At 71.4% G+C, this 23045-nt stretch carries 26 protein-coding genes, 1 pseudogene and 1 riboswitch; of the genes and pseudogenes, 16 read left to right on the forward strand and 11 right to left on the reverse strand.

Annotation, left to right across the window (positions count from 1 at the left end; genetic code table 11):
- Window positions 1-92 (forward strand): annotated as a pseudogene (locus tag ACIBF8_RS31445) (phytochelatin synthase); the annotation flags it as partial.
- 281 nt (window positions 93-373) lie between these two features.
- Here the strand turns inward: ACIBF8_RS31445 and dusB are convergent.
- The 4 genes from dusB to ACIBF8_RS31465 form a co-directional block, all read right to left on the reverse strand.
- Window positions 374-1546, reverse strand: a complete 1173-nt coding sequence (dusB, locus tag ACIBF8_RS31450; RefSeq protein ID WP_396787546.1) for a tRNA dihydrouridine synthase DusB — start codon at window positions 1544-1546, stop codon at window positions 374-376.
- Window positions 1547-1610: 64 nt separating this feature from the next.
- On the reverse strand, window positions 1611-2990 hold the full coding sequence (locus tag ACIBF8_RS31455; RefSeq protein ID WP_203150767.1) for a glycine--tRNA ligase: 1380 nt from the start codon (window positions 2988-2990) through the stop codon (window positions 1611-1613).
- Between the two features lie 114 nt (window positions 2991-3104).
- Entirely contained in the window at window positions 3105-3584 is a 480-nt protein-coding gene (locus tag ACIBF8_RS31460; protein ID WP_396787547.1) for a hypothetical protein, read from the reverse strand.
- A 24-nt stretch (window positions 3585-3608) separates the two neighbouring features.
- A complete protein-coding gene (locus tag ACIBF8_RS31465; RefSeq protein WP_396787548.1) occupies window positions 3609-3950 on the reverse strand; it encodes an antibiotic biosynthesis monooxygenase family protein in 342 nt (113 codons plus the stop codon).
- A 28-nt stretch (window positions 3951-3978) separates the two neighbouring features.
- Between ACIBF8_RS31465 and ACIBF8_RS31470 the strand changes: the two genes are divergently transcribed.
- From ACIBF8_RS31470 to ACIBF8_RS31505, 8 genes are all read left to right on the forward strand, one after another.
- A complete protein-coding gene (locus ACIBF8_RS31470) occupies window positions 3979-4236 on the forward strand; it encodes a hypothetical protein (RefSeq protein ID WP_357936188.1) in 258 nt (85 codons plus the stop codon).
- 54 nt (window positions 4237-4290) lie between these two features.
- Window positions 4291-5235 carry a metal ABC transporter substrate-binding protein gene (locus ACIBF8_RS31475; protein WP_396787549.1) on the forward strand — a complete coding sequence of 315 codons (945 nt, stop codon included), beginning with the start codon at window positions 4291-4293 and terminating at the stop codon, window positions 5233-5235.
- Complete coding sequence (locus ACIBF8_RS31480) at window positions 5232-5993, forward strand: metal ABC transporter ATP-binding protein (RefSeq protein WP_396787550.1); 762 nt, start codon at window positions 5232-5234, stop codon at window positions 5991-5993. The genes ACIBF8_RS31475 and ACIBF8_RS31480 overlap by 4 nt, the downstream gene beginning before the upstream one ends.
- 3 nt (window positions 5994-5996) lie before the next feature.
- Window positions 5997-6863: a metal ABC transporter permease gene (locus ACIBF8_RS31485; RefSeq protein ID WP_396787551.1), complete on the forward strand. Its 867-nt coding sequence runs from the start codon at window positions 5997-5999 to the stop codon at window positions 6861-6863.
- Window positions 6864-6906: 43 nt separating this feature from the next.
- A complete protein-coding gene (locus ACIBF8_RS31490) occupies window positions 6907-7206 on the forward strand; it encodes a metalloregulator ArsR/SmtB family transcription factor (RefSeq protein WP_030491812.1) in 300 nt (99 codons plus the stop codon).
- Complete coding sequence (locus tag ACIBF8_RS31495; RefSeq protein ID WP_396787552.1) at window positions 7203-7601, forward strand: Fur family transcriptional regulator; 399 nt, start codon at window positions 7203-7205, stop codon at window positions 7599-7601. Before ACIBF8_RS31490 ends, ACIBF8_RS31495 begins: the two co-directional genes overlap by 4 nt.
- Window positions 7602-7714: 113 nt before the next feature.
- Window positions 7715-8323: a hypothetical protein gene (locus ACIBF8_RS31500; protein ID WP_396787553.1), complete on the forward strand. Its 609-nt coding sequence runs from the start codon at window positions 7715-7717 to the stop codon at window positions 8321-8323.
- A 276-nt stretch (window positions 8324-8599) separates the two neighbouring features.
- The gene (locus ACIBF8_RS31505; protein ID WP_167393621.1) at window positions 8600-8767 is read left to right on the forward strand and encodes a hypothetical protein; all 168 of its coding nucleotides are present in this window, start codon (window positions 8600-8602) and stop codon (window positions 8765-8767) included.
- Between the two features lie 294 nt (window positions 8768-9061).
- On the opposite strand, the gene ACIBF8_RS31510 is transcribed toward ACIBF8_RS31505, so the two are convergent.
- The 4 genes from ACIBF8_RS31510 to ACIBF8_RS31525 all read right to left on the reverse strand — a co-directional run bounded on the left by ACIBF8_RS31510 (window position 9062) and on the right by ACIBF8_RS31525 (window position 13417).
- On the reverse strand, window positions 9062-11059 hold the full coding sequence (locus tag ACIBF8_RS31510; RefSeq protein ID WP_396787554.1) for an acyl-CoA dehydrogenase family protein: 1998 nt from the start codon (window positions 11057-11059) through the stop codon (window positions 9062-9064).
- Between the two features lie 86 nt (window positions 11060-11145).
- The gene (locus ACIBF8_RS31515; protein WP_396787555.1) at window positions 11146-11649 is read right to left on the reverse strand and encodes a DUF6328 family protein; all 504 of its coding nucleotides are present in this window, start codon (window positions 11647-11649) and stop codon (window positions 11146-11148) included.
- A 133-nt stretch (window positions 11650-11782) separates the two neighbouring features.
- Window positions 11783-12532: a sugar isomerase domain-containing protein gene (locus tag ACIBF8_RS31520; protein ID WP_396787556.1), complete on the reverse strand. Its 750-nt coding sequence runs from the start codon at window positions 12530-12532 to the stop codon at window positions 11783-11785.
- A 54-nt stretch (window positions 12533-12586) separates the two neighbouring features.
- Window positions 12587-13417: an alpha/beta fold hydrolase gene (locus ACIBF8_RS31525; protein WP_396787557.1), complete on the reverse strand. Its 831-nt coding sequence runs from the start codon at window positions 13415-13417 to the stop codon at window positions 12587-12589.
- Window positions 13418-13524: 107 nt separating this feature from the next.
- A riboswitch (TPP riboswitch) is annotated at window positions 13525-13629 on the forward strand.
- A gap of 75 nt (window positions 13630-13704) precedes the next feature.
- On the opposite strand from ACIBF8_RS31525, the gene ACIBF8_RS31530 reads away from it, so the two are divergent.
- The 5 genes from ACIBF8_RS31530 to ACIBF8_RS31550 all read left to right on the forward strand — a co-directional run bounded on the left by ACIBF8_RS31530 (window position 13705) and on the right by ACIBF8_RS31550 (window position 19005).
- Window positions 13705-14298, forward strand: coding sequence for an ECF transporter S component (locus tag ACIBF8_RS31530; protein ID WP_396787558.1), 594 nt, complete (start codon window positions 13705-13707; stop codon window positions 14296-14298).
- A 124-nt stretch (window positions 14299-14422) separates the two neighbouring features.
- Window positions 14423-15853, forward strand: coding sequence for an ABC transporter ATP-binding protein (locus ACIBF8_RS31535; protein WP_396787559.1), 1431 nt, complete (start codon window positions 14423-14425; stop codon window positions 15851-15853).
- The gene (locus ACIBF8_RS31540) at window positions 15850-16650 is read left to right on the forward strand and encodes an energy-coupling factor transporter transmembrane component T family protein (protein ID WP_396787560.1); all 801 of its coding nucleotides are present in this window, start codon (window positions 15850-15852) and stop codon (window positions 16648-16650) included. Before ACIBF8_RS31535 ends, ACIBF8_RS31540 begins: the two co-directional genes overlap by 4 nt.
- A 127-nt stretch (window positions 16651-16777) precedes the next feature.
- Window positions 16778-18496, forward strand: a complete 1719-nt coding sequence (locus tag ACIBF8_RS31545; RefSeq protein WP_396787561.1) for a PHP domain-containing protein — start codon at window positions 16778-16780, stop codon at window positions 18494-18496.
- Window positions 18493-19005, forward strand: a complete 513-nt coding sequence (locus ACIBF8_RS31550; RefSeq protein WP_396787562.1) for a hypothetical protein — start codon at window positions 18493-18495, stop codon at window positions 19003-19005. Before ACIBF8_RS31545 ends, ACIBF8_RS31550 begins: the two co-directional genes overlap by 4 nt.
- A gap of 82 nt (window positions 19006-19087) precedes the next feature.
- Here ACIBF8_RS31550 and ACIBF8_RS31555 read toward each other — a convergent pair whose 3' ends face one another.
- Window positions 19088-19342 (reverse strand): hypothetical protein, encoded by a 255-nt coding sequence (locus ACIBF8_RS31555; RefSeq protein WP_396787563.1) that lies wholly within the window; start codon window positions 19340-19342, stop codon window positions 19088-19090.
- A gap of 316 nt (window positions 19343-19658) precedes the next feature.
- Here ACIBF8_RS31555 and ACIBF8_RS31560 point away from each other — a divergent pair, with 316 nt between their 5' ends.
- Together ACIBF8_RS31560 and gndA are read left to right on the forward strand one after the other, a co-directional pair.
- Window positions 19659-19955: an MTH1187 family thiamine-binding protein gene (locus ACIBF8_RS31560; RefSeq protein WP_396787564.1), complete on the forward strand. Its 297-nt coding sequence runs from the start codon at window positions 19659-19661 to the stop codon at window positions 19953-19955.
- A 189-nt stretch (window positions 19956-20144) separates the two neighbouring features.
- Window positions 20145-21587 (forward strand): NADP-dependent phosphogluconate dehydrogenase, encoded by a 1443-nt coding sequence (gene gndA / locus ACIBF8_RS31565; RefSeq protein ID WP_396787565.1) that lies wholly within the window; start codon window positions 20145-20147, stop codon window positions 21585-21587.
- A gap of 133 nt (window positions 21588-21720) precedes the next feature.
- On the opposite strand, the gene ACIBF8_RS31570 is transcribed toward gndA, so the two are convergent.
- Together ACIBF8_RS31570 and ACIBF8_RS31575 are read right to left on the reverse strand one after the other, a co-directional pair.
- A complete protein-coding gene (locus ACIBF8_RS31570; protein ID WP_396787566.1) occupies window positions 21721-22476 on the reverse strand; it encodes a pirin family protein in 756 nt (251 codons plus the stop codon).
- On the reverse strand, window positions 22473-22673 hold the full coding sequence (locus tag ACIBF8_RS31575; protein WP_396787567.1) for a thioredoxin reductase: 201 nt from the start codon (window positions 22671-22673) through the stop codon (window positions 22473-22475). The genes ACIBF8_RS31570 and ACIBF8_RS31575 overlap by 4 nt, the downstream gene beginning before the upstream one ends.
- Window positions 22674-23045: the final 372 nt, after the last annotated feature.

The raw sequence follows: 23045 nt of genomic DNA on the forward strand, positions 1-23045 counted from the left end.
CCGACTCCGCCGACCCCAACACCGCCTCCTACTGGATCACCGTCGAACACCTCGCCGACTGGATCGCCACCCGCGGCTACGCCACCAGCTGACCCACAACCACCACCACATGACCGAAGGGCCGGACCCCACCACGGGGCCCGGCCCTTCGGCATGTCCGGTGCGCTGTCCACGCGCCCTCGCCGGGCCCGAACGGAGTCAGGGGTCGTCCGACCGGACCAGGCCGGTCGCCCTGGAGACGCGGCGGCGTACGCGGGTGATTCGTTACGACATCAGCTCGACAGGGCGTCGAACTCATCTGCCAGCCTCAGCGCCGAGCGAGCGCTCGGCGGGATGTTCGCGCGAGGTTTCTGCGCTCGACCGGCCAGAGGGCTCAGCCGCCGGAGTCGTCCATCTCGGCACCCTCGGGGACCGTGTCGTCGTCCCGGCTGGCCAGCCAGCCCTCCGGCAGGAAGACCTTGCCGGGTGAGTTGGTACGCCCGCGCGGCTGACCCAGGGCGGTCACCGGGAACGGCTCCGTCGGGTCGAGCTTGCCGAGCAGGTCGTCGAGCTGGGCCAGGCTTTCGATCATCGCCAGGGAGCGGCGCAGCTCGCCGCCGACCGGGAAGCCCTTGAGGTACCAGGCGACGTGCTTGCGGAAGTCGGTGCAGCCGTCCCGTTCACCTCGGGCCGGGTTGCGGGCGCCGGCCGTGAACTGGTCGACCAGCAACTCGGCGTGCCGGCGCATGGTCACCGCCACCTCGCCGAGGGTGGGCAGCCGGCGCTCCGGCCGACCGTTGAAGGCGGCCTCCAGGTCGGCGAAGAGCCACGGTCGGCCCAGGCAGCCGCGCCCGATGACCACGCCGTCGACGCCGGTGTGGGCCACCATGCGCAGCGCGTCGTCGGCCTCCCAGATGTCGCCGTTGCCGAGCACCGGCACGTCGAGAGCCTGCTTCAGCGTGGCGATCGCGTCCCAGTCGGCGGTGCCCGAGTAACGCTGCGAGGCCGTTCGCCCGTGCAGGGCCACCGCGGCCACGCCGGCCTCCTGGGCGGCGAGCCCGGCTTCGACGTACGTCAGGTGGTCGTCGTCGATGCCCTTGCGCATCTTGACCGTGACCGGCACGCCGGACGGTGCCGCGGCGGCCACCGCGGCCCGCACGAGTCGCGCGAAGAGCCGGCGCCGCCACGGTAGCGCCGCGCCGCCGCCACGCCGGGTTACCTTGGGTACCGGGCAGCCGAAGTTGAGGTCGATGTGATCGGCCAGGTTGCGCTCGACGACGATCCGCACGGCGGCGGCGGTGATCTCCGGGTCGGTGCCGTAGAGCTGGAGGCTGCGGGGCTTCTCGTCGTCGCCGAACGCGATCATGCGCAGCGTCTTCGGGTTACGCTCGACCAGCGCCCGGGTGGTGATCATCTCGCACACGTAGATGCCGCCGCCCTGCTCGCGGCAGAGCCGACGGAACCCGATGTTGGTGATCCCGGCCATCGGCGCGAGCACGACCGGCGGCCACACCTGGTGCTGGCCGAGAGTCAGCGGGCGCAGCGCGGGCACGGTCGAGGCAGTCACCGGACAAGTGTACGGGGCCCCGACCGGCGCTTATCGCGTCGGCCGAGGCCCCGTGCGCGGAGTCTCAGCAGCCGGGGAGCCGCTCGATCAGGTAGCGCTCGACCTGGTCCAGGGAGACCCGCTCCTGGGCCATGGTGTCCCGGTTGCGCACCGTCACGGCGTTGTCGTCCAGGGTGTCGAAGTCGACAGTCACGCAGAACGGGGTGCCGATCTCGTCCTGCCGGCGGTAGCGGCGGCCGATCGCCTGCGAGTCGTCGAACTCCACCACCCAGCGCTTGCGCAGCAGCGTCGCGAGGTCCTTGGCCTTGGGCGACAGCGCCTCGTTGCGGGACAGCGGCAGCACCGCCACCTTGACCGGGGCGAGCCGCGGGTCGAACCGCATCACGGTGCGCTTGTCCACGCCGCCCTTGGTGTTCGGCGCCTCATCCTCGTCGTACGCCTCCAGCAGGAAGGCGAGCACCGCGCGGGTCAGACCGGCGGCCGGCTCGATGACGTACGGCATCCAGCGCTCACTCTTGCTCTGGTCGAAGTACGACAGGTCGACGCCGGAGTGCTTGCTGTGCGTGGAGAGGTCGAAGTCGGTGCGGTTGGCGACACCCTCCAGCTCGGCGAACTCGGTGCCGCCGAACTGGAAGCGGTACTCGATGTCCACCGTCCGCTTCGAGTAGTGCGAGAGCTTCTCCTTGGGGTGCTCGTAGAGGCGCAGGTTGTCCGCCGAGAGGCCGAGGTCGAGGTACCAGTTCCAGCGCTCCTGGAGCCAGTACTCGTGCCACTGCTCGTCGGTGCCCGGCTCGACGAAGAACTCCATCTCCATCTGCTCGAACTCGCGGGTCCGGAAGATGAAGTTGCCCGGGGTGATCTCGTTGCGGAACGACTTGCCGGTCTGCGCGATGCCGAACGGCGGCTTCTTGCGGGCGACCGTCTCGACGTTCTTGTAGTTGACGAAGATGCCCTGCGCGGTCTCCGGGCGCAGGTAGTGCAGCCCTTCGTCGCTCTCCACCGGGCCCAGGTAGGTCTTCATCAGGCCGTTGAACATCTTCGGCTCGGTGAAGGTGCCCTTGTTGCCGCAGTTGGGGCAGTTCAGCTCGGCGAGCGAGGTCAGCGGCTTGCCGTGCTTCTCGGCGTACGCCTCCTCCAGGTGATCCGCGCGGAACCGCTTGTGACAGAACTGGCACTCGGTGAGCGGGTCGACGAACTCGGCGATGTGGCCGGACGCCTCCCACACCTTGCGGGCCAGGATCACCGCGGAGTCCAGGCCGACGACGTCGTCGCGCTGCTGGACCATGGTCTTCCACCACTGCCGGCGGACGTTCTCCTTGAGCTCCACGCCGAGCGGGCCGTAGTCCCACGCCGATCGGGTGCCCCCGTAGATCTCACTGGAGGGGAAGACGAAGCCTCGGCGCTTGGCGAGGCTGACGACGGCGTCGATACGGTCGGCTGGCATGTTTCCTCCTACGCCGGCTGGCGGTCGGCGGGGGCGAGATGTGGATGGAACGGTCGGTTCGGGACAACGGTACGACCACCGTCCCCCCGAGCCCAGCAGAATACCGGGGGCGGGTCAGCTGACCCCGCAGACCTCCACGCCGCCGGTCTGCCCGTCCTGGCCGAGCTTGACCTGCTGCCGTTCCCGGTCGCCGCCGTCGAGGGTCACGTCGACCGGCACGGTCAGGTAGGTGGTGTCCACCTCGCCCACCCGGAACGCGGCGATCTGAGGCTCGGCGGCGGCGCGCCGCTCGAACTCCGGCCGGGACTCGCGCCGCTGCGCGTCATCGCAGAGCTGGTCGTACGCGCGCCCGTAGTTTCGCTCGACCAGGGCCTGGTAGTAGTCGCCGGTCACGGTGTGGGCTTGCTCCCGGATCGCCTGAACCCCGCTCACGGCCAAGCCGACGACGGCGGTGCCGCCCCCGCCGCAGCAGAGCGCTACGGCGAGCGCGCCGACGCCGAGGCCGATCCAGAGCCGGGTCCGGCGGCCCTCGGTGGGCGGGGCGGCGAACGGCGGCGCCACCCCGGGACCGGGCGGCGGGGCGGGTGCGGTCATAGGAGCAGCGTAGTGTCCAACCGCTCAGCGGTAAGGACCCGCAGCCCGATCACTCTCGGCGACGACCACGGCTCCACCGGGGGCAGCGGTGGCCAGTGCCTCGTAGGCGGAGGGCTCGTCGATTGACTCGGCGAGCAGCGGTACGGCGCTGACCTTGACCTCGAAGGCGCCCAGGGCCCGCCGGTAGGTGCCGACCGACTCCCATTCGGTGACCAGCGACCAGTAGCGGGGGTCGTCGAGCGCCCGGACCAGTTGACCGCGCAGGTAGCCGGGACGGGCGGCCAGCGCGGTGAGGGCGGCGTGCGCCCGTTCGGTGAAGCCGTCGGCGGCATCGACGTCGACCACGAACCGGTTGGTCACCAGCACCGGGGTTCCTCCTCGTAGAGTCTGTGGGATGCAGCGTACGCAGCGCCCTCTGCTCGCCCGGTTGGCCGGGGCGAACCCGACGTCGGTGTTCCTGCTCACCCTGGTGGTGGTGCTGGTGGCGTTCTTCACGCCGGGGGTGATCGGCGGGCTGCTGACGCTCGCGCTCGCCGCGGCCCTGATCGCACTGTTGGCGACGACCTGGGCGGTTCAGGCGCCGCAGACCCGGCTGATCCGCCTGCTGATGCTGACCCTGCTGGTGACGGTGGGCCTCGCGAAGCTCCTCTGACATGCACTCATGCGTTTTTGACAATCATTATCGTTGTCACGGACAGTTGAGGACATGACCAACCGCACCACGTACCGTGTCCTGGCCGCCGCGACCGCCCTCCTCGCCCTGGGTGCCGGGGCCGGCTGCTCCACCGGCGGTGCCGCCGGCGCCGACCCGCAACGAGTCGACGTGGTGGCCGCGTTCTACCCCCTCCAGTTCCTGGCCGAACGGATCGGCGGCGACGCGGTCCGGGTGACCAACCTGGCCAAGCCCGGCGCCGAGCCGCACGACCTGGAGCTCAACCCGAGCCAGGTCGGTCAGGTCAGTGACGCGGAGCTGATCGTCTACCTCAAGGGGTTCCAGCCGGCGGTGGACGACGCCGTCGACCAGAACGGCGGCGACCGGGCGTTCGACGTGACCAGCGTGCAACCGCTGTTGGACGCGTCCGCTGGCGGGCACGACCACGAGGGCGAGGAGGGGCACGCCGAGGAGAGCGGCGGCAAGGACCCACACGTCTGGCTCGACCCGACCCGGCTGGCCGGCATCGGCGACCAGCTCGCCCAACGGCTCGGCAAGGCCGACCCGGACCACGCCGCCGACTACACGGCCCGCGCCGCCACCCTGCGCGCCGACCTGACGACCCTGGACGGCGAGTTCAAGCACGGTCTGGCGACCTGCCAGCGGCGGGAGATCGTGACCAGCCACGCCGCCTTCGGCTACCTCGCCGACCGCTACCAGTTGGAGCAGGTCGGCATCACCGGGCTGAGCCCGGACGTCGAGCCCTCACCGCAGCGCCTCGCGCAGGTGATCGAGGAGGCGAAGGAGCACCAGGCCAGCACGATCTTCTTCGAGACCCTGGTCAGCCCGAAGGTCGCCGAGACCATCGCCGGTCAGGTCGGCGCGAAGACCGCCGTGCTCGACCCGATCGAAGGGCTCGCCGCGGGCAGCAACGAGGACTACCTTTCGGTGATGCGTACCAACCTGCAGACCCTGCGGACGGCCTTGAGCTGCTCGTGACCACACCTGTCATCACCGTCGAGCACGGGGTGGTCGGCTACGACGGCCGCCCCGTGCTCCGGGACATCTCGCTCACCGTGACCGCCGGCGAGGTGGTCGCGATTCTCGGTGCCAACGGGTCCGGCAAGTCCACCCTGATCCGCGCCGTGCTCGGGCTGGTGCCGATCAGCGCCGGCTCGGTCACCCTCTTCGACCGGCCGTTGCGCCATTTCCGGCAGTGGGCCCGCATCGGGTACGTCCCGCAGCGCCTGGGCGCCGGCGGTGGCGTACCGGCCACCGTCCGCGAGGTGGTGGCCTCCGGCCGGCTGGCCCGTCGGGGGGTGCTGCGGCCGCCGGGTCGAGCCGACCGGGCCGCCGTCGACGCCGCACTGCTCGCGGTCGGGCTCGCCGACCGGGCCGGTGACCCGGTGTCCACGCTCTCCGGCGGTCAGCAGCAGCGCACCCTGATCGCCCGTGCCCTGGCGGGCCAGCCGGAGCTGCTGGTTCTCGACGAGCCCACCGCCGGGGTGGACGCGGCCAGCCAGGAGGCGTTCGCCGGTGCGCTGCGCGACTTCGTCGCCGACGGCGGAACGGTGCTGCTGGTCGCCCACGAGTTGGGTCCGCTGCGCCCGGTGATCAGTCGGGCCGTCGTCGTCCACGAGGGTCGCATCGCGCACGACGGCGCGGTGCCGGACCCGGCCGGCCATCACGCGGAGCCCGACCACGACCACGTGCATCCGCACTGCTACGACGAGCCCGCCGGGCTGTGGAGCAACTGACCCATGGAACTCTTCCAGTACCCCTACATGCAGCGCGCCCTGATCGGCGCGCTGGTGATCGGCCTGGCCGCGCCGGCGCTCGGCATCTACCTGGTGCAACGCCGGCTGGCGTTGATCGGCGACGGTGTCGGGCACGTGGCGTTGACCGGCGTCGGGGCGGGTCTGCTGCTCAACCGTTCCCCCGTGCTGGTCGCGGTGATCGCCGCCACCATCGGCGCGGTCGCCATCGAGATCGTCCGCGCCCGCGGGCGTACCTCGGGTGACCTGGCCCTGGCCCTGCTCTTCTACGGCGGCATCGCCGGTGGCGTACTCCTGGTGGGTCTCTCCGACGCGACCAGCGCGAACCTCAACGCCTACCTGTTCGGGTCGTTGACCACCATCTCGCCCGCCGACCTGACCACCATCGCGGTGCTTGGCGCGGCGATCCTGGTCACGATGCTCGCGTTGCGCCCGGCGCTCTTCGCGGTCAGTCACGACGAGGAGTACGCCCGGGTGTCCGGCCTCCCGGTCCGCACGCTGAACCTGCTGATCGCGGTCGCCACCGCGGTCACTGTGACCATCGCCATGCGGGCCGTCGGGGTGCTGCTGATCAGCGCGCTGATGGTGGTGCCGGTCGCCACCGCCCAGCAGGTCACCCGGGGGTTCCGCAGCACGATGGCTGCCGCGATGGCGCTCGGGCTCTTCGCCGCCGGCTCGGGGGTCTGGGTGGCGGCCACGGCGGACACCGCGCCGGGCGCGTCGGTGGTGCTGGTGGCGATCGCCTCGTTCCTGGTGGTGGCCGTGGTCGGCGGTGTTTGGCGGGTGGTGCGCCGCCGGAGGACGCCGACCGCCGCGCCGACACCGGAGCCGCACGAGGTCGTGCTGAGTTGAGCCTGATCAGCGAAACGTCCGTGGTATTGGTTACCGTTGCGGAATGACCAGCGCGACGGGGTACGACGGGTTCGACGGGGCCAGCGAGTTACTCCGCGCCCTGTCCGCGCCCATTCGGTTGGCCATCGTCAGCGAGTTGGCCGGCGGCGAGCGGTGCGTGCACGAGTTGGTGGAGAAGCTCGGTGCCGCGCAACCACTGGTCTCCCAGCACCTGCGGGTGTTGCGCGGAGCGGGCGTGGTGCGCGGCTCCCGTCGAGGCCGGGAGATCGCCTACAGCCTGGTCGACGAGCATGTCGCGCACATCGTGTCGGACGCGGTCAGCCACGCGGGGGAGGGATCATGAGCGAGAGCAGCGCCGCGGTGCGCAACACCCGGCAGCGTTCGGCGGTGAGCGCGCTGCTGGGCGAGATGGAGGGCTTCCACAGCGCCCAGGACCTGCACGCCATGCTGCGGCAGCGCGGCGAGCGGGTCGGCCTGACCACCGTCTACCGCACCCTGCAGGGGCTGGCCGACGCGGGCGAGATCGACGTCATGCGCCCGCCGGGCGGTGAGCACCTCTACCGCCGGTGCAGCGAGGGGCACCACCATCATCTGGTCTGCCGGGCCTGCGGGCGCACGGTCGAGGTGGCCGGCCCGACCGTGGAGAGCTGGGCCGATCGGGTGGCCGCGCAGCACGGCTACGCCGACGTCAGCCACACCCTGGAGATCTTCGGCACCTGCCCGGCTTGCCCGCGCTGACCAGCAGCGCCGCGGCTGGTGCGATCCGCAATGTTGTTGCCTCGACGGTCGGTCGCGTTCCGGCCTCACTTGACGGGTACACCGAGCGGGGCGTTCGTGGCACGCTGTCCGGCGTGAAAATCTATGCCGATCGGTTTCCGACCGCCGCCCGTCAGTTGCTCACCGACCTGCTCGTCGTCGCCTGGGTGTACGTGGCGATCCGCGGGGCGCTGTGGCTGCACGACCTGGTGCAGAAGCTCGCCGTACCGGGGCAGAAGTTGGAGGGCGCCGGTAGCGGGCTCGCCGACAACCTGGGTGACGCCGGCAGCAAGGTCGGCCGGGTGCCGCTGGTCGGCGACGAGCTGACCGCACCCTTCCGGCAGGCCGCCGACGCCGCCCGAGGGCTCGCCGACGCCGGCCGGGACCAGCAACACCTGGTCGACCAGCTCGCGCTCGCCCTCAGCATCGCCGTGCTGATCTTCCCGCTCGGCCTGGTGCTCTTCGGTTGGCTGCCGCTGCGGGTGCGCTGGATGCGTCGGGCCGGGTCAGCGGCGAAGCTGGCCTCCGGGCCGGCCGGCCGGGACCTGCTCGCCCTGCGGGCACTGGCCACCCAACCACTGGGCCGGCTGACCCGGATCGCGCCGGACGTGGCCGAGGCGTGGCGGCGCGGCGACGACGCCACAGTCGACGCGCTGGCCGCGTTGGAGCTGCGCCAACTCGGTCTCCGCGGCCGAGGCCGCTAACCCCGCCCGCACAGGTCACCCCCCGCGCCCCACCCTGAGTCCTTACCGCACCCCGCGCCCTAAGTCACCACCGCGCCCCGCGCCCTGAGTCACCACCGCGCCCCGCGCCCTGAGTCACCACCGCGCCCCGCCTTGATCAGGTGATGAAAAGTAGGTCTCCGCGCTGTCTCTGAGCTACTTTTCATCACCTGATCAAGGGAAAGCGCGGTGGGGTTCGCTGGGCGTGTGCGCTGCGCCGACTCGGGCCAGCGCGACCCGGGCCGCTAAGGTCTTCGGGTGTTCTACTTCCTCGTCGTCATCGCCGTCCTGCTGCTCGGCTACGCCGCCGTCCTGGTTGCCTTCCTGCGGCGGGGCAAGAAGATCCCACCTGCGGCGTACCTGGCGTTGGCCGGGCTCAACGGTCTGATCCTGGCAGGTGTGCTGGCCTGGGCGGTCTCCCGCTGACCCCTGCTGCCGCGAAGCCCTTCCGCAGCGAACGCCGAGTGATCAACTCCAGGTCGGCGATGTAGGTGTGTCGGGGCGGCGGAATACCACCACCTCGCCGATATGCAGTCGATCAAGCCAGACGACCAGGGCAAAACGCGCTCCTGCGTGCGTCAGTCGGCCCGTGGAAGGTCGGAGCGCGCACGAGCCGGCGCGCACGAGCCGGCGCGCACGAGCCGGCGCGCACGAGACCGGCGCCCACGAGACCGGCGCCCACGAGACCGGCGCGCACGAGCCGGCGTGCTGGGGGCGGGGTTACGGCTTTGGCGGGATTCGGCGGCGGACGTCCTCGGCGGTGGACGGGCCGGGCGACCAGCGGGCCACCCAGGGCAGCTCATCGGACGGGGTGAGCACACCCTCCTCCAGACCCGCGTAGCGGCCGGCGAGGATCCGCTTCGCGGCGGCGGTGTCGACCGAGTCGGTGTTGTCCCAGAGGGCGGCGAACAGGGCGTCCACCCGCACCCGCGCCTGCCGGCAGAACAGGTCGGCCAGTTCGATGTTCTCCGGGCGGCTGTCCCGTTCGGCGGTGGCCCGGACGCAGACCGCGGACATTGCGAACAACTCGGCGCCGATGTCCACCACGCGGCCGAGGAACGCCTGCTTGCGCTCCATCTTTCCCTGCCAGCGGGACATCGCGTAGAACGTCGACCGGGCCAGCTTGCGCGACGAGCGCTCCACCTGCCGCAGGTGCGCGGCGAGTGGGCCGAACTCGGCGTACGCCGAAGGGCTCTGCCCCCGACCCACGGCGAGGGTGGGCAGCCACTTCGCGTAGAAGGCGCCCGCCCGCGCGCCGGCTCGCGCTTTGCGACCCAGCCCGGCGTCCGGGTCGATGATGTCGCCGGCCACCGACAGGTGGGCGTCGACCGCCTCCCGGGCGATCAGCAGGTGCATGATCTCGGTGGAGCCTTCGAAGATCCGGTTGATCCGCAGGTCGCGAAGCATCTGCTCGACGGCGGCCGGGCGTTCGCCGCGGGCGGCCAGTGAGTCGGCCGTCTCGTAGCCGCGGCCGCCCCGGATCTGGATCAGCTCGTCGGCGATCTTCCAGGCCATCTCGCTGGCGTAGAGCTTGACCAGCGCCGCCTCGATCCGGATGTCGTTGCGATCGTCGTCGGCGAGCAGGCAGCAGAGGTCGAGCATGGTCTCCATGCCGTACGTGGTGGCGGCGATGAAGGAGAGCTTCTGCGCGACCGCCTCGTGCTCGCCCACTGGCCGACCCCACTGGACCCGGTCGGCGGCCCACCCCCGGGCCACGTTCAACGCCCACTTGCCGGCGCCCACGCACATGGCCGGCAACGAGAGCCGGCCGGTGTTCAGTGTGGTCAGGGCGATTTTCAGCCCCTTGCCCTCACCGCCGATGACGTTCTCGGCGGGGACGAACACGTCGTGGAACCGGGTCAGGCTGTTTTCCAGGCCGCGCAGGCCGATGAACTCGTTGCGCCGCTCGACGGTGATGCCCGCGCTGTCGCCGTCCACCACGAACGCGGTGATGCCGCCCCGACGGCCTTGCGTGGCCGGCACCCGGGCCATCACCACCAGCAGGGTGGCCACGATGCCGTTGGTGGCCCAGAGCTTCACCCCGTTGAGCCGGTAACCGGTGCCGTCCTCGGTCGGCTCGGCGATGGTGGCCAACCGGGCCGGGTCGGAGCCGACGTCCGGCTCGGTGAGCAGGAACGCGGACACCTCGCCGGCGGCGAGCCGGGGCAGGAAGCGTTGCTTCTGCTCGGCGGTGCCGAACATCTTCAGTGGCTGCGGCACACCGATCGACTGGTGTGCCGAGAGCAGCGCGCCGATGGCCGGGCTGACCGAACCGGCCAGCATGAGCGCCCGGCAGTAGTGCAGGTTGCTCAGCCCGAGACCGCCGTACTTCCGGTCGATCTTCATGCCGAACGCGCCGAGGTCGGCCAGGCCGTGGAACACCGAGTCGGGTATGGACGCGTCGTGCTCGATGGCCGCGCCGTCCACCTCGGAGGTCAGGAAGGCGCGGAACCGACCAAGGAACTCCTCCGCGCGCGCCACGTCGTCCGGGTCGGATCGGGGCCACGGGTCGATCAGGTCGAGCCGGAACCGGCCGAGGAACAGCTCCTTGCCGAAGCTGGGCCGGTCCCAGGTGGACTCGCGGGCGGCCTCCGCGACCTGCCGGGCCTCCTTCTCGGAGACCTGCCCGGCTTCCGCGGGCAGCGGCGCGGCGGTGCCAGCGGTGGTTTCGGAGTCGGGGCCGTCCGGTGCCGGTCGGCCGTTTTGCGTCGTGGTCACGGCTGCCCCCTCGAAGCTCGGTGCGGCTACCGTCACGCTACCCCCGGTTGTTACCCAGGGGTAGCGCTGCGTGCAGATCGTCGCGATCAGCGACCGGCCGTGTTGTCCGGATCGTCGTCGTCGTCATCGATGTCTTCCTCGCCCCAGTTGCGCCGGGCGAACGGCAGCAGCATCCAGAGGGCGAGGAACCAGAGCCCGGTCAGGGCGCTGAGCACGAAGGCGATCGGCCGGTCCAGCACGAAGTCGGTGATCAGCAGCACCGCGCTGACCATCGCGATCAGCATGAAGGCGAGGCCGCCGGTGGCCATCCGGTGCGCGAAGCGGACCAGCTCCGGCTTGCGTCCCTGCCGGAACAGCGCCCGGTGGAACGCCACCGGCGAGATGATCATCGCGGTGGCGGCGGCCGCCGCGAGCAACGCCACGATGTAGACGTCCCGCTGGAACTCGGTGGTCTCGGTGAACCCGTTACTGAACGGCAGGGTGAGCAGGAAGGCGAAGAGGATCTGCACGCCGGTCTGGGCGACCCGCAACTCCTGCAACAGGTCGGCGAAGTTGCGCTGCCAGCGCTGCTTCTCGGTCTCCTTGGACACGCGCAACCTCCGGTGAGACGCTACTGCCGCGGTCCCGGCCGCCGGCAGCAACGCCAATGCCCCACCCGGCCGAGCGCGAAACAGGTTCACGACATTTGCCGTTCACCTCGGCGACGCCCGTCGGCCGCCGGCGTCAGGATCCGCGTCGGATCCGACCCGCGTACCGGGCCTCCAGCTCGTTGTTGTGCGCGTCGCCGTCCGGGATGTTCGCCGACAGGTAGACCGGGGGCCGTTCCCCCGCCGCCAGCAACCGGGCCACCACCTCCACGGTGACCTGCTGGGCCAGCAGCGCTGCGGTGATCGAGGAGACCGCCCCGACCGCGCCGCCGCCGGGCAGCGGCAGCGTCGCGTCGCCGTACGGGGCACCGTTGTCGAGCACCACGTCGGCGAGGTCACTCAGCTTGCGCCCGGACGGGTGCCGGGAGGTCATCCGACCGGAGTGCTGCACCGAGGTGATCGCCACCAGCCCGTGACCGCGCTCCTTCACCAGCGTGGCGAACTCCACCATCGCGCCGTTGACCCCGGAGTTCGAGGCCAGCACGAAGATGTCGGTGGGCCGCACCGGGGCCAACTCGTAGAGGCGGTGCGCGACCGCCGGGTCCCTCTCCAGCAGCGGGCCGAGCCGTTCGGCCGGTTCGCCGCCGAGCAGCACCAGGTCGCGCAGTGCGATCCGGTTGGTCGGCACCAGACCGCCGGCCCGGCCGGCGATCTCCATGGCGAGGGCCTCCGAGTGCCCGGTGCCGAACGCGTGCACCACACCGTCGGCGCGTACGGCCTCGGCGATCAGGTCGGCGGCCCGCCCCACCGCCTCCCGCTGGCTGGCGGCCACCCGGCCGATCGTCTCGGTCACCACGGCCAGGTAGTCCTCGGCACTCACCGTCATACGTCCTCCGTCGTTCGATTGCGGGCCAGCCGGCCCGTCGGCGTCCACCGCCACTCAGGCCGTTCCGCCGGCTCGGGCCAGGATCGTCTCGGCGAGCGGGCCGGGCGCCGTGTCCGGAATCCAGTGACTCACGCCGGCTAGCTGCACGAAGCGGTAGTCCCCGGTGACGTGCGCCGCGCACGCCTCGGCGGCGGTCCGACCAATCGCGACGTCCCGGTCACTCCAGACGTACGTGGTGGGCACCGCGACCGGGCCGATGCCGGCCAGATCGGCACGGGACATGGCCCGGTACCAGTTCAGCGCGGCGGTGAGCGCGCCCGGCTCGCGCATCGGGTCGGCGTACCGACTCACCCGGGATGCGTCGCCCACCCCGCCGAGCAGCTTGCGCAACGCGGTGGCGTGCCACGCCAGCAGCACCTTCCCCGCCTTGTCCGGCTTGCGGAACAGCGCGATGTACGACGAGCGGGCCTTCTGCTGTCCGTCGTGGGCCAGGGCGTGCGCCATGGCCGCCGGATGCGGTACGGACACCGCTGTCAACGTCTGGACCCGCTCGGGGTGGCGAGCGGCAACCGCCCAGGCCACGACCGCGCCCCAGTCGTGGCCGACCAGGTGCACGGCGTCCAGCCCGAGCGCGTCGAGCACCGCCACCACGTCGGTGACGAGCTCGGGGATCCGGTAGTCGGCCACCGCCGTGGGCCGGGCGCCGGGCGAGTAACCCCGCTGGTCCAGCGCGTACGTGCGCAGCCCACCCGTGTGCAGTGCCGGCACCACGTCGTCCCACTCGCCGCTGTGCTGTGGGAAACCGTGCAGCAACAGGACGGGCGCGCCGTCCGGCGGACCGTCGACGGTCACCTCGAACGTGAAGCCTCGTGCGTCAACCCGCATGATCGGAAGCGTACCCAGACGGCGGCGGGCCAGTCGCTCCCGCAGGTCAGGTGGATGCCCTGCTGGGCCCACGACCCGGATCGGTGTTAGCGTCAGCGAGACAACTTCACATCCGACAGGGGAGCGCACAGCGCTGAGAGTGCGGGCACGCCCGCAGACCCTCGAACCTGATCTGGGTAATGCCAGCGCAGGGAGTTCGGTCGACCTCCAGCCGCGCCGCAGTCCGGTGCCACCGGACGCGGCGTGCGTCTTCTCCTGGTTCTCTTCACTTGAACTGGGAGCAAACCATGAAATCCACCACCGACACCAACCGTTGGCGGACCATCGACATCGTGGTCGCCTCGGTGATCGCGGTCGCCTTCGGCGTCATCTTCTGGGCCTGGGGCCTGGTCTGGAGCGCCACCGAGGGTGCGTTCGCCTTCTTCCCGCCGGCGCAGACGCTGCTCTACGGCGTCTGGCTGATGCCGGCGGTGATCGGTGGGCTGGTCATCCGCAAGCCCGGCGCCGCGCTCTACTGCGAGACGGTGGCGGCGGTCCTCTCCGCGCTGCTGGGCAGCCAGTGGGCCGGCACGGTGATCCCGCAGGGCATCGTCCAGGGCATCGGCGCCGAGTTGGCCTTCGCCGCCTTCCGGTACCGGTCGTTCCGGCTGCCGACCGCGGTGTTGGCCGGCGCGTTGACCGGCCTCAGTGCCGCGTTGTTCGACTTCTTCGTCTGGAACGTCGACTACGCGCTGACCGACTACCGCATCCCGTACGCGCTGCTCACTATCGTCAGCGCCACCGTGATCGCAGGCGTAGGCGGCTGGCTGCTGACGAAGGCGCTGGCCAACACCGGCGTCCTGGACCGCTTCCCAGCAGGCCGAGACCGAGCCCTGATCTGACCCCCACCCGATGGCGTTGATCAAGAGGTTTGCGTCAACAGAAGCCGATTTTCTGACGCAAACCTCTTGATCAACGGGGTAGGCGGGGGCAGGCCGGGGGCGGACCTGGGAGGGGGTGGGTTTGGTGGGCGGGGTACTGCTGCGGGGGTTCGGGTGGCGGCACGCTGGGCGGCGTGCGTGGGCGGTGCGCGGAGTCGACCTGCGGGTGGATGCCGGGGAGCGGGTTTTGCTGCTCGGGCCGTCGGGGGCCGGCAAGAGCACCCTGCTCAGCGCGCTGGCCGGGCTGCTGCCCGAGGACTCCGGCGAGCAGGAGGGCACCGTCGAGATCGACGGACTCGACCCGCGCAAGGGGCGGGAACGGGTCGGCATCGTCTTCCAGGACCCGGAAACCCAGCTCGTGATGGCGCGCTGCGGCGACGACGTCGCGTTCGGCTTGGAAAACCGGGGAGTGCCGGCCGACGAGATCTGGCCCCGGGTCGACGAAGCGCTGCACCGGGTGGGCTTCCCGTACCCCCGGGACCGCAACACCGCGGCCCTCTCCGGCGGCGAGCAGCAACGCCTCGCCCTGGCCGGCGCGCTCGCCCTGCGCCCCGCGCTGCTGCTGCTCGACGAACCGACCGCCAACCTCGACCCGGCCGGGGCCGACCTCATCCGGCAGGCGGTGGCCGGCGCGCTGGACGCCGACACCACGCTGATCCTGGTCGAGCACCGGGTCGCCGAGGCCCTGCCGCTGGTCGACCGGGTGGTCGTCCTGGAGCCGGGTGGCGGCGTCCGCGCGGACGGCACACCCGAGGCGGTCTTCGCCGCGCACGGTGCCGCCCTGGCCGCCGAGGGGGTGTGGGTGCCGGGTCACCCCATCGCCCCCCGCCCGGCTGCCGCCGGCCCCGGGGAGCTGTTGCTCACCGCCGACCGGCTCGGCCTGCCACCCCGGCTGGCCTCCACCGACCTTCGGGTACGCGCCGGCGAAGCGCTCGCCGTACGCGGACCCAACGGCGTCGGCAAGTCCACCCTGGCGTTGCTGCTCGGCGGATTGCTCCGGCCGGGCACCGGGCGGGTCACCGCGTCCGCCGAGTTGGCCGGCGCGGACCACCGCACTCCCCCGCACCGCTGGCGCGCCCCCGCCCTGGCCCGCCGGATCGGGTCGGTCTTTCAGGACCCGGAGCACCAGTTCGTCACGAGCACCGTCTTCGACGAGCTGGCTCTCGGCCCCCGCCGGACCGGTCAACCCGAGTCAGCCGTCAAGGAGACAGTGGCCGAGCTGCTGGAACGGCTGCGGCTGGCGCGACTCGCCGCTGCCAACCCGTACACCCTCTCGGGTGGTGAGGCACGGCGGCTGAGCGTGGCGACCGCCCTGGCCACCGCGCCACGCCTGCTGATCTGCGACGAACCCACCTTCGGCCAGGACCGGCGGACCTGGCGGGAGTTGGTCGACCTCTTCGCCGAACTGCGCGACGCCGGGCACGGCGTGGTCACGGTCACCCACGACGCGGACTTCGTCGCCGCGCTCGCCGACCGCACCGTCACCCTGTCACGCACCCCGGACGACGACCGATGATCAGCATCGAGCCGGTCGCCGCGCCGGACGCGCCGTTGGCCCGCCGCAACCCGGTGGCGAAGGTCGCCGCCGCCCTGGTCTTCTCGTTCACCCTGCTGGCGACCCTGGACCCGGTGGCCCCGGCGATCGCCATCGCCCTCGAACTGGCCGTCCTGCCGCTGTTCGGCATCCGCTACCGGGTGCTGGCCCGGCGAGCCTGGCCACTGCTGCTCAGTGCCGCCGGCATCCTGGTCACCCTGGTGCTGTTCGCCGCCGACCGGTCCGGCCGGATCCTGCTGGACGCGGGACCGGTGCTGGTGAGCACCGGCGTGCTGCTCACCGCGCTCGGCCTGGTGCTGCGGGTGTTCGCGGTGGCGCTGCCCGGTGTGATCGTCTTCGCGACCACCGACCCCACCGACCTGGCCGACGCGCTGATCCAGAACGCGAAGGCGCCGGCCCGCTTCGCCATCGGGGCGCTGGCCGCGTTCCGGCTGGTGCCGCTCCTCGGTCAGGAGTGGCAGATGATCAGCATGGCGCGCCGAGCGCGGGGGGTCGACGCGGGACGCAACCCGGTGGCGAAGCTGCGGCTCTTCACCTCCACCGCGTTCACGCTGCTGGTGGGGGCGATCCGTCGCGGCACCCGACTCGCCGTGGCGATGGACGCCCGCGGCTTCGACGCCGGCACACCGCGGACCGTCGCCCGCCGCCAGCGCTTCGTTCTCGCCGACGGGCTGCTCATCGCCGGGGCGGCCGCGCTGGCCGGCGCCGCCCTGACCACGAGCATCCTCCTAGGCACCTTCCGCCCACTGATCGGCTGACCCCGACCTGCACTGCCCATTTTGCCTGCGCCGAAAGCATCGTCGGAGTCGCATGTTCGCATGTCCGCCGCATCAGGGACACTCGGCGTTCCCCTGGCCGGACGAGATTGTTCCGCGGACAAATCTCATGATCCGACTGGAGCAGTCAATGGGCCACGGCCACGCGCATCACCACGATCACGACTTCGTCGGGGGCGAGGGTCTGCCCCCGGCGCTCGACCAGTCCATCCCGGACACCGAGCTGGCACCCGCCGACCTCAGCCGGCGCGGCTTCCTCCGCAACGCCGGTCTGCTCGGCGCCGGCGCCGCCACCACCGTGCTGGCCGCCGGAACGCCCGCGTTCGCGACCGGCAAGGACCACGACCACGGCCCGGGCGGCGATCACGGCAGCACCGGCGAGTTCCAGTGGCTGGCCGGCGACCACCACATCCACACCCAGTACAGCTCCGACGCCATGTACCGGGTCGTTGACCAGGCCCAGCACGCCAAGGCGTACGGCCTGGACTGGATGGTCGTCACCGACCACGGCAGCGTCGCCCATGCCAAGATCGGCGTGGACAAGGTGAACCCGGACATCGTCGCAGCCCGTGCGCAGCTCAAGGACCTGCTGATCTACCAGGGCCTGGAGTGGAACATCCCGGCCGCCGAGCACGCCACCGTCTTCGTCCACCCGGGACGCAACGAGGTCGCCGTCCTCAAGGAGTTCGAGAACGCCTTCGACGGCAGCGTCAAGAACGCTGGTGACAACACTCCGGCCAACGAGGCGCTCGCCATCGCCGGCATCAAGTTCCTTGGCGAGGCGGTTCGCAAGCGCCGCGTGGAGGGTGCGCTGTTCCTGGCGAACCACCCGGCCCGGCGGGGCATCGACTCTCCCCACGAGATCCGCGCCTGGCGCGACGCCGACCCGAGCGTGGCGATCGGCATGGAGGGCGCTCCCGGGCACCAGGCCGCCGGGCTGCCCGGTGGCGGCCGTGCCCGTGGCTACTACGACAACAACCCGTCCCCGGCGTCGTTCCCCGGCTACCCGCTGGAGAGCTACCGCACCTGGGGCGGGTTCGACTGGATGACCTCCACCGTCGGTGGGCTCTGGGACAGCCTGCTCGCCGAGGGCCGGGCCTGGTGGATCAGCGCCAACTCCGACTCGCACGTCAACTACCTGACCACCTCCCAGCGGGGGCCGGACGGCAACTTCGACCTCGACGGCAAGCACAACGACCCGGTGTACGGCCCGCTGAACACCACCGCCGGCGACTACTGGCCCGGCCAGTACAGCCGTACCCACGTCGGAGCGAGTTCGTTCAGCTACCGCGCCGTCATGGACGGCCTGCGGGCCGGCCGGGTCTGGGTGGACCACGCCGGTCTGATCAAGGCCCTCGACGTCCGGGCCCGGGTCGCAGGTGACCGGCGCCGGGGGTCGGGTACGCCGCTCGGTGGTGTGCTGCGGGTCAAGCGCGGCACGCGCGTCGAGGTGACTATCGACATCGACCTGGCGGACACCCCGAACTGGTCCCAGTTCGTACCGGTGCTCAGCCGGGTCGACGTGATCGCCGGCAAGGTGACCGGCGCGGTCGCCGACAAGGACGCCTTCACCGCCCCCAACACGAAGGTGGTGAAGTCCTTCGAGGTCGCCAAGGGCACCGGCAAGGTCTCCTTCACCTACTCCTTCGGCCGGGTGGACGAGCCGTTCTACCTGCGGGTCCGGGGCACGGACGGCAAGCGCAGCCAGCCGGGTCTGATGGGCGCGGGAGTCGACCCGTTCGGCCCCGCGCTGGACGTCACCGGCGCAGCGGACCCGTGGGAGGACCTGTGGTTCTACGCCAACCCGATCTGGGTGCTGCCGCTGTGATTCTCGGCCTCAGCCTGGGGCATCGGACGGTCCGGGAGGCCGAGCACTGGCTGACCGAACAGCTCGGGTCGCTCGACCTGCCGGACCTGGTGGCCTGCACGCACCTGGTCACGGCGCCGTACCCGCATGTGGCACTCAGCATCGCCGCTCCGGTGGCGGCGGACCGGTTGGCCGGGCTGCCCACCACCCCGCCGGAACTGAGGGCAGCCGCCGACCGGTCGGCGGCCGAACACGCCGCCCGCCGGTCCGGTCGGGCGGTGCTCTACCCCGGCGTCGCCCGGATGGTCGGCACGCTGACCGTCGGCGAGGTGGTCGGCGTGAGCGCCATCGAGCGGGTCGTGCTGCTCGGCGGGGCGACGGCGGGGCCTGAGGTGCCGCTGGAAACCCGGGGCTTCGTCCGGCCGCAGTGGCGCGACGGTCAACTGGTGCTGGTGGCGATGCCGCACCACTCGGGGGGTGTCGCCCCGTTCGAGGTGCCCGACCCCACACCCTGCTGCGCCGATCACTGAGGCCGGTGTGCGGTCCGGCGCCGTGGGCGACGGACCGCACACCGGGCGCGGCGGCGGATCAACCGACCGCCTCCTACACCTGTCAGCTTCGCCGGAAGGCGTACCGGCGGGGCTGACCGGCCCGCTGGCTGCCGCGCCCGGCGGCGGACCTGCCGTGGGTGACCGGCGGGCCAGCCTTGGGCGGTACCGGCCGGACCTCCGGCTCAGCGCCCCCGATGGGCAACGGCGGCACCGCGGGCCGGACCACCACCTGGTCCAGGTTGGCCGGCGTCAGATCCTCGACGCTCGGCACGGTTTCCGGAGTACGGGAGTTCTTCGGGTTTCGCCTGGTGGGCATCCTGGCCTCCTTCTCGGCGAACCGCTCAGCCGGCGCACGGCGACCGGGGCGGTCGCGGCACACCGATGACGGCGCGGTCGCGGCTGAACGAGGACCGGGCTGGAGATCGCCCGGTCCTGGCGGACGGATCGGACCCGGATCGACCACGACGGCCACCGGCGTAGCGACGGTGACGAGGAATGCGGACGCCCGGGAGCGCACGGACCGCGGCATGGGGGTGGCGGGCCGGCTCGGAGTTGGGCGTCAGTTGCGCATACCCGCACCCTAGCCGCCGCCCGGCCGGACGCGCATCCGTTTTTCCTGGCACGATCGGCACATGCTGATCGCGTTCTCGATCACCCCGCTCGGCGGTGACGAATCCGTGGGCGACCTGGTCGCCGAGGCGGTGCGGGTGGTCCGTGCGTCCGGCCTGCCCAACCGGACCGATGCCATGTTCACCACCGTCGAGGGCGAGTGGGACGAGGTGATGGCGGTGGTGAAACGGGCGGTCGACGTGGTCGCCGCGCAGGCGCCCCGGGTGAGTGTGGTGCTCAAGGCCGATGTTCGGCCCGGGGTCACCGACGCGCTCACCGGGAAGATCGCCCGAATCGAAGCCCGTCTCGCCGAAGGCTGACGTACGCGGGGCGAGATGGCGACAGGTTTGCCTGTGCGGAGCTTGTGGGGCACCGCCGGGAGCCCGAGCCGACGTCGGCGACGTCCACATTACGTGCAGTAACGGGACGTCGATCACTGGTCCGTATCGGCTCACATCACGGTAAGTTTCCAAACGCTGATAGTGGTGTGACGAGAGGTGGCGGCACGGATGGCTGATCAGGCGAGGGCACAAATCGGTGTGACCGGGTTGGCGGTGATGGGTCGCAACGTGGCCCGCAACCTGGCCCGCAACGGCTTCACGGTGGCAGTGCACAACCGCTCGCCGGAGCGCACCCGCAGCCTGGTCGCCGAGCACGGCGACGAGGGCACGTTCGTCCCCGGCGAGACGATGGCCGACTTCGTGGCGTCCCTGGAACGACCCCGCGCGGTCATCGTCATGGTCAAGGCCGGCGCGCCCACCGACGCGGTGATCGACGAGTTGGTGCCGCTGCTCGACGAGGGCGACATCATCGTCGACTGCGGCAACGCCCACTTCGCCGACACCCGTCGTCGCGAGGAGGCGCTCCGCGCGCAGGGGCTGCACTTCAGCGGCACCGGCGTCTCCGGCGGCGAGGAGGGCGCGCTGCGCGGGCCGAGCATCATGCCGGGCGGTTCCGCCGAGTCGTACGCCAAGCTCGGGCCGATGTTCGAGAAGATCGCCGCCCAGGTGGACGGCGTGCCGTGCTGCACGCACGTCGGGCCGGACGGCGCCGGGCACTTCGTCAAGATGGTGCACAACGGCATCGAGTACGCCGACATGCAGCTGATCGCCGAGGCGTACGACCTGCTCCGGGCCGGCCTGGACGCGACGCCGGCCGAGATCGCGGAGATCTTCCGCGAGTGGAACAGCGGCGAGTTGGAGTCGTTCCTCATCGAGATCACCGCCGATGTGCTCGCGCACACCGACGCGGCGACCGGTCGGCCGTTCGTGGACATCGTGCAGGACCGGGCCGAGCAGAAGGGCACCGGTCGATGGACCGTGCAGAGCGCCCTTGACCTGGGCATCCCGATCACCGGGATCGCCGAGGCGACCTTCGCCCGCTCGCTCTCCGGGCACGTCGACCAGCGCGAGGCGGCCCGCCAGGCGTTCCCTGACGCGGGTGAGAAGTGGCAGGTGGCCGACCGCGACGCGTTCGTCGAGGATGTCCGCCGAGCGCTGCTCGCTTCCAAGATCGTCGCGTACGCGCAGGGCTTCGACCACATCCGTGCGGGCAGCCAGGAATACAACTGGGACATCGATCTCGGCGGCACCGCGACGATCTGGCGGGGCGGCTGCATCATTCGGGCCCGCTTCCTCAACCGGATCCGCGAGGCGTACGACGAGCAGCCCGACCTGCCGACGCTGCTGGTGGCGCCGTACTTCGCCGAGGCGGTCAGCGCCGGCGTGCCGAGCTGGCGGCGGGTGGTGGCCGACGCGACCCGGGCCGGTGTGCCGACGCCTGCGTTCTCGTCGTCGCTGGCGTACTTCGACGCGTTGCGCGCGGAGCGACTGCCCGCCGCGTTGATCCAGGGCCTGCGGGACAACTTCGGCGCGCACACCTACCAGCGGGTGGACCGCGACGGTTCGTTCCACACCACCTGGGCCGCCGACCGCACCGAGTCTCCGGCGTAGCCGGCGCGGCGCCTTGCGCCGCCGTGATCGTGCTCGATCCTCGATGTGGTGGTCTCCCCCGGTGGGGAGGCCACCACATCCGTGTTCGGGCGAGATCATAGGGGCGCGGGGGCGTCTTCCGCGCGGGTGGCGGTCAGCCGACCGTGGCGTGCATCTCCCAGACGAGGATCTCGGCCGGCTCGTCGGCGGTGACCCGTCGGCCGCCGGTCATGGTGAGCCGGGCCGCGTCGCCGGTGCCGAGCGGGCCGCTGCCCTCCAGGGTCACCGTGCCATTGGGCACGTAGAGGTGCACGTAGGGCGCGTCGGGGATGGTGACCTCGTCGCCGGGGGCCAGCCGGGCGGCGTGCAGGGTCGCGTACCGGTTGCGGATCCGGATCGCGGACGCGCCGTCGTAGCGGTCCATCCCGGATGCGATCGGCACCAGGCCCCCGCGCAACAGCTCGTCCTCGATCTCCAGCTGCTCGTAGCCGGGGTCGACGCCCTGCTCGTCGGGGAGCACCCACATCTGCACGAAGTGCACCGGGTCACTGTGCGGCTCCTGGTTGTTGAGTCGCCAGGCGTCGTTCTTCTCCGAGTGCAGGATGCCGGTGCCGGCGCTCATCCGCTGCGCCAGGCCCGGGTAGATCACCCCGGAGTGGCCGGTGGAGTCCTGGTGCACCAGCGAGCCGCGCAGCACCCAGGTGACGATCTCCATGTCCTGGTGCGGGTGGGTCTCGAAGCCGGCCCCCGGTCGGACCACGTCGTCGTTGTTCACCAGCAGCAGGCCGTGGTGGGTGTTGGCCGGGTCGTAGTGCCGGGAGAACGAGAAGGAGTGCTTGGAGTCCAGCCAGGAGATCCGGGTGGCGAACCGGTCGTCGGCTCGGCGGACGTCAACCGCAGGCGCGGTCACCAGGGACGCTGCCCGGCGTCGGGGATCGACGGCGCCCAGGTCAGGGCCGGCTCGCCGGTGGCCAGCTCGGCGATCTCACCGGTACGCAGCTGCGGCGTGTGACCGAACTCGGCGCAGTGCTGCTCGGCGATCTCGGCGCAGATGTCGGCCACCTGCTCGCAGATCGGGTCGCCCAGATCGGCGGCGTTCAACGCCATGATCATCTTGTATCGGAGATCCCGCACACCCACCCCCACCACCGAGTCCCGCCACCTCCGGACCCTACCGGTCGACCTCCCCCACGAGCCCGAAAACAACAAGCCGGGGCGCCACCCGCCCATGTCGATGTCGATCAAGGAGGCGTGGTGGCCGATACAGGTGCCTTCACGACTTACGTCCACCACCACAACTCCATGATCGACGAGGTAGGTGAGGGGGCGAGGGGGGGGCGGGCGGGCGGGGGCGGGGGCGGGGGCGGGGGCGGGCGGGGGGGGGGGGGGGGGGGGGGGGGGGTGGGGGGGGGGGTGGAAAAAAACACGGCGGCGGTTGCCTCAATCGTGAGGACCAACAACACCCCCCACGCGAAAAAC

This window comes from Micromonospora sp. NPDC050276 (genome assembly GCF_044459545.1).
Lineage (GTDB): Bacteria > Actinomycetota > Actinomycetes > Mycobacteriales > Micromonosporaceae > Micromonospora.

Coding starts and splice junctions, on each gene's coding strand:
- ACIBF8_RS31475 (WP_396787549.1), top strand. CDS start 4,291: ATGACCAACCGCACCACGTACCGTGTCCTGGCCGCCGCGACCGCCCTC.
- ACIBF8_RS31545 (WP_396787561.1), top strand. CDS start 16,778: ATGATCCGACTGGAGCAGTCAATGGGCCACGGCCACGCGCATCACCAC.
- ACIBF8_RS31525 (WP_396787557.1), bottom strand. CDS start 13,417: ATGCGGGTTGACGCACGAGGCTTCACGTTCGAGGTGACCGTCGACGGT.
- ACIBF8_RS31540 (WP_396787560.1), top strand. CDS start 15,850: ATGATCAGCATCGAGCCGGTCGCCGCGCCGGACGCGCCGTTGGCCCGC.
- ACIBF8_RS31555 (WP_396787563.1), bottom strand. CDS start 19,342: ATGCCCACCAGGCGAAACCCGAAGAACTCCCGTACTCCGGAAACCGTG.
- ACIBF8_RS31460 (WP_396787547.1), bottom strand. CDS start 3,584: ATGACCGCACCCGCCCCGCCGCCCGGTCCCGGGGTGGCGCCGCCGTTC.
- ACIBF8_RS31455 (WP_203150767.1), bottom strand. CDS start 2,990: ATGCCAGCCGACCGTATCGACGCCGTCGTCAGCCTCGCCAAGCGCCGA.
- ACIBF8_RS31560 (WP_396787564.1), top strand. CDS start 19,659: ATGCTGATCGCGTTCTCGATCACCCCGCTCGGCGGTGACGAATCCGTG.
- ACIBF8_RS31490 (WP_030491812.1), top strand. CDS start 6,907: ATGACCAGCGCGACGGGGTACGACGGGTTCGACGGGGCCAGCGAGTTA.
- ACIBF8_RS31485 (WP_396787551.1), top strand. CDS start 5,997: ATGGAACTCTTCCAGTACCCCTACATGCAGCGCGCCCTGATCGGCGCG.
- ACIBF8_RS31530 (WP_396787558.1), top strand. CDS start 13,705: ATGAAATCCACCACCGACACCAACCGTTGGCGGACCATCGACATCGTG.
- gndA (WP_396787565.1), top strand. CDS start 20,145: ATGGCTGATCAGGCGAGGGCACAAATCGGTGTGACCGGGTTGGCGGTG.
- ACIBF8_RS31575 (WP_396787567.1), bottom strand. CDS start 22,673: ATGGCGTTGAACGCCGCCGATCTGGGCGACCCGATCTGCGAGCAGGTG.
- ACIBF8_RS31495 (WP_396787552.1), top strand. CDS start 7,203: ATGAGCGAGAGCAGCGCCGCGGTGCGCAACACCCGGCAGCGTTCGGCG.
- ACIBF8_RS31470 (WP_357936188.1), top strand. CDS start 3,979: ATGCAGCGTACGCAGCGCCCTCTGCTCGCCCGGTTGGCCGGGGCGAAC.
- ACIBF8_RS31520 (WP_396787556.1), bottom strand. CDS start 12,532: ATGACGGTGAGTGCCGAGGACTACCTGGCCGTGGTGACCGAGACGATC.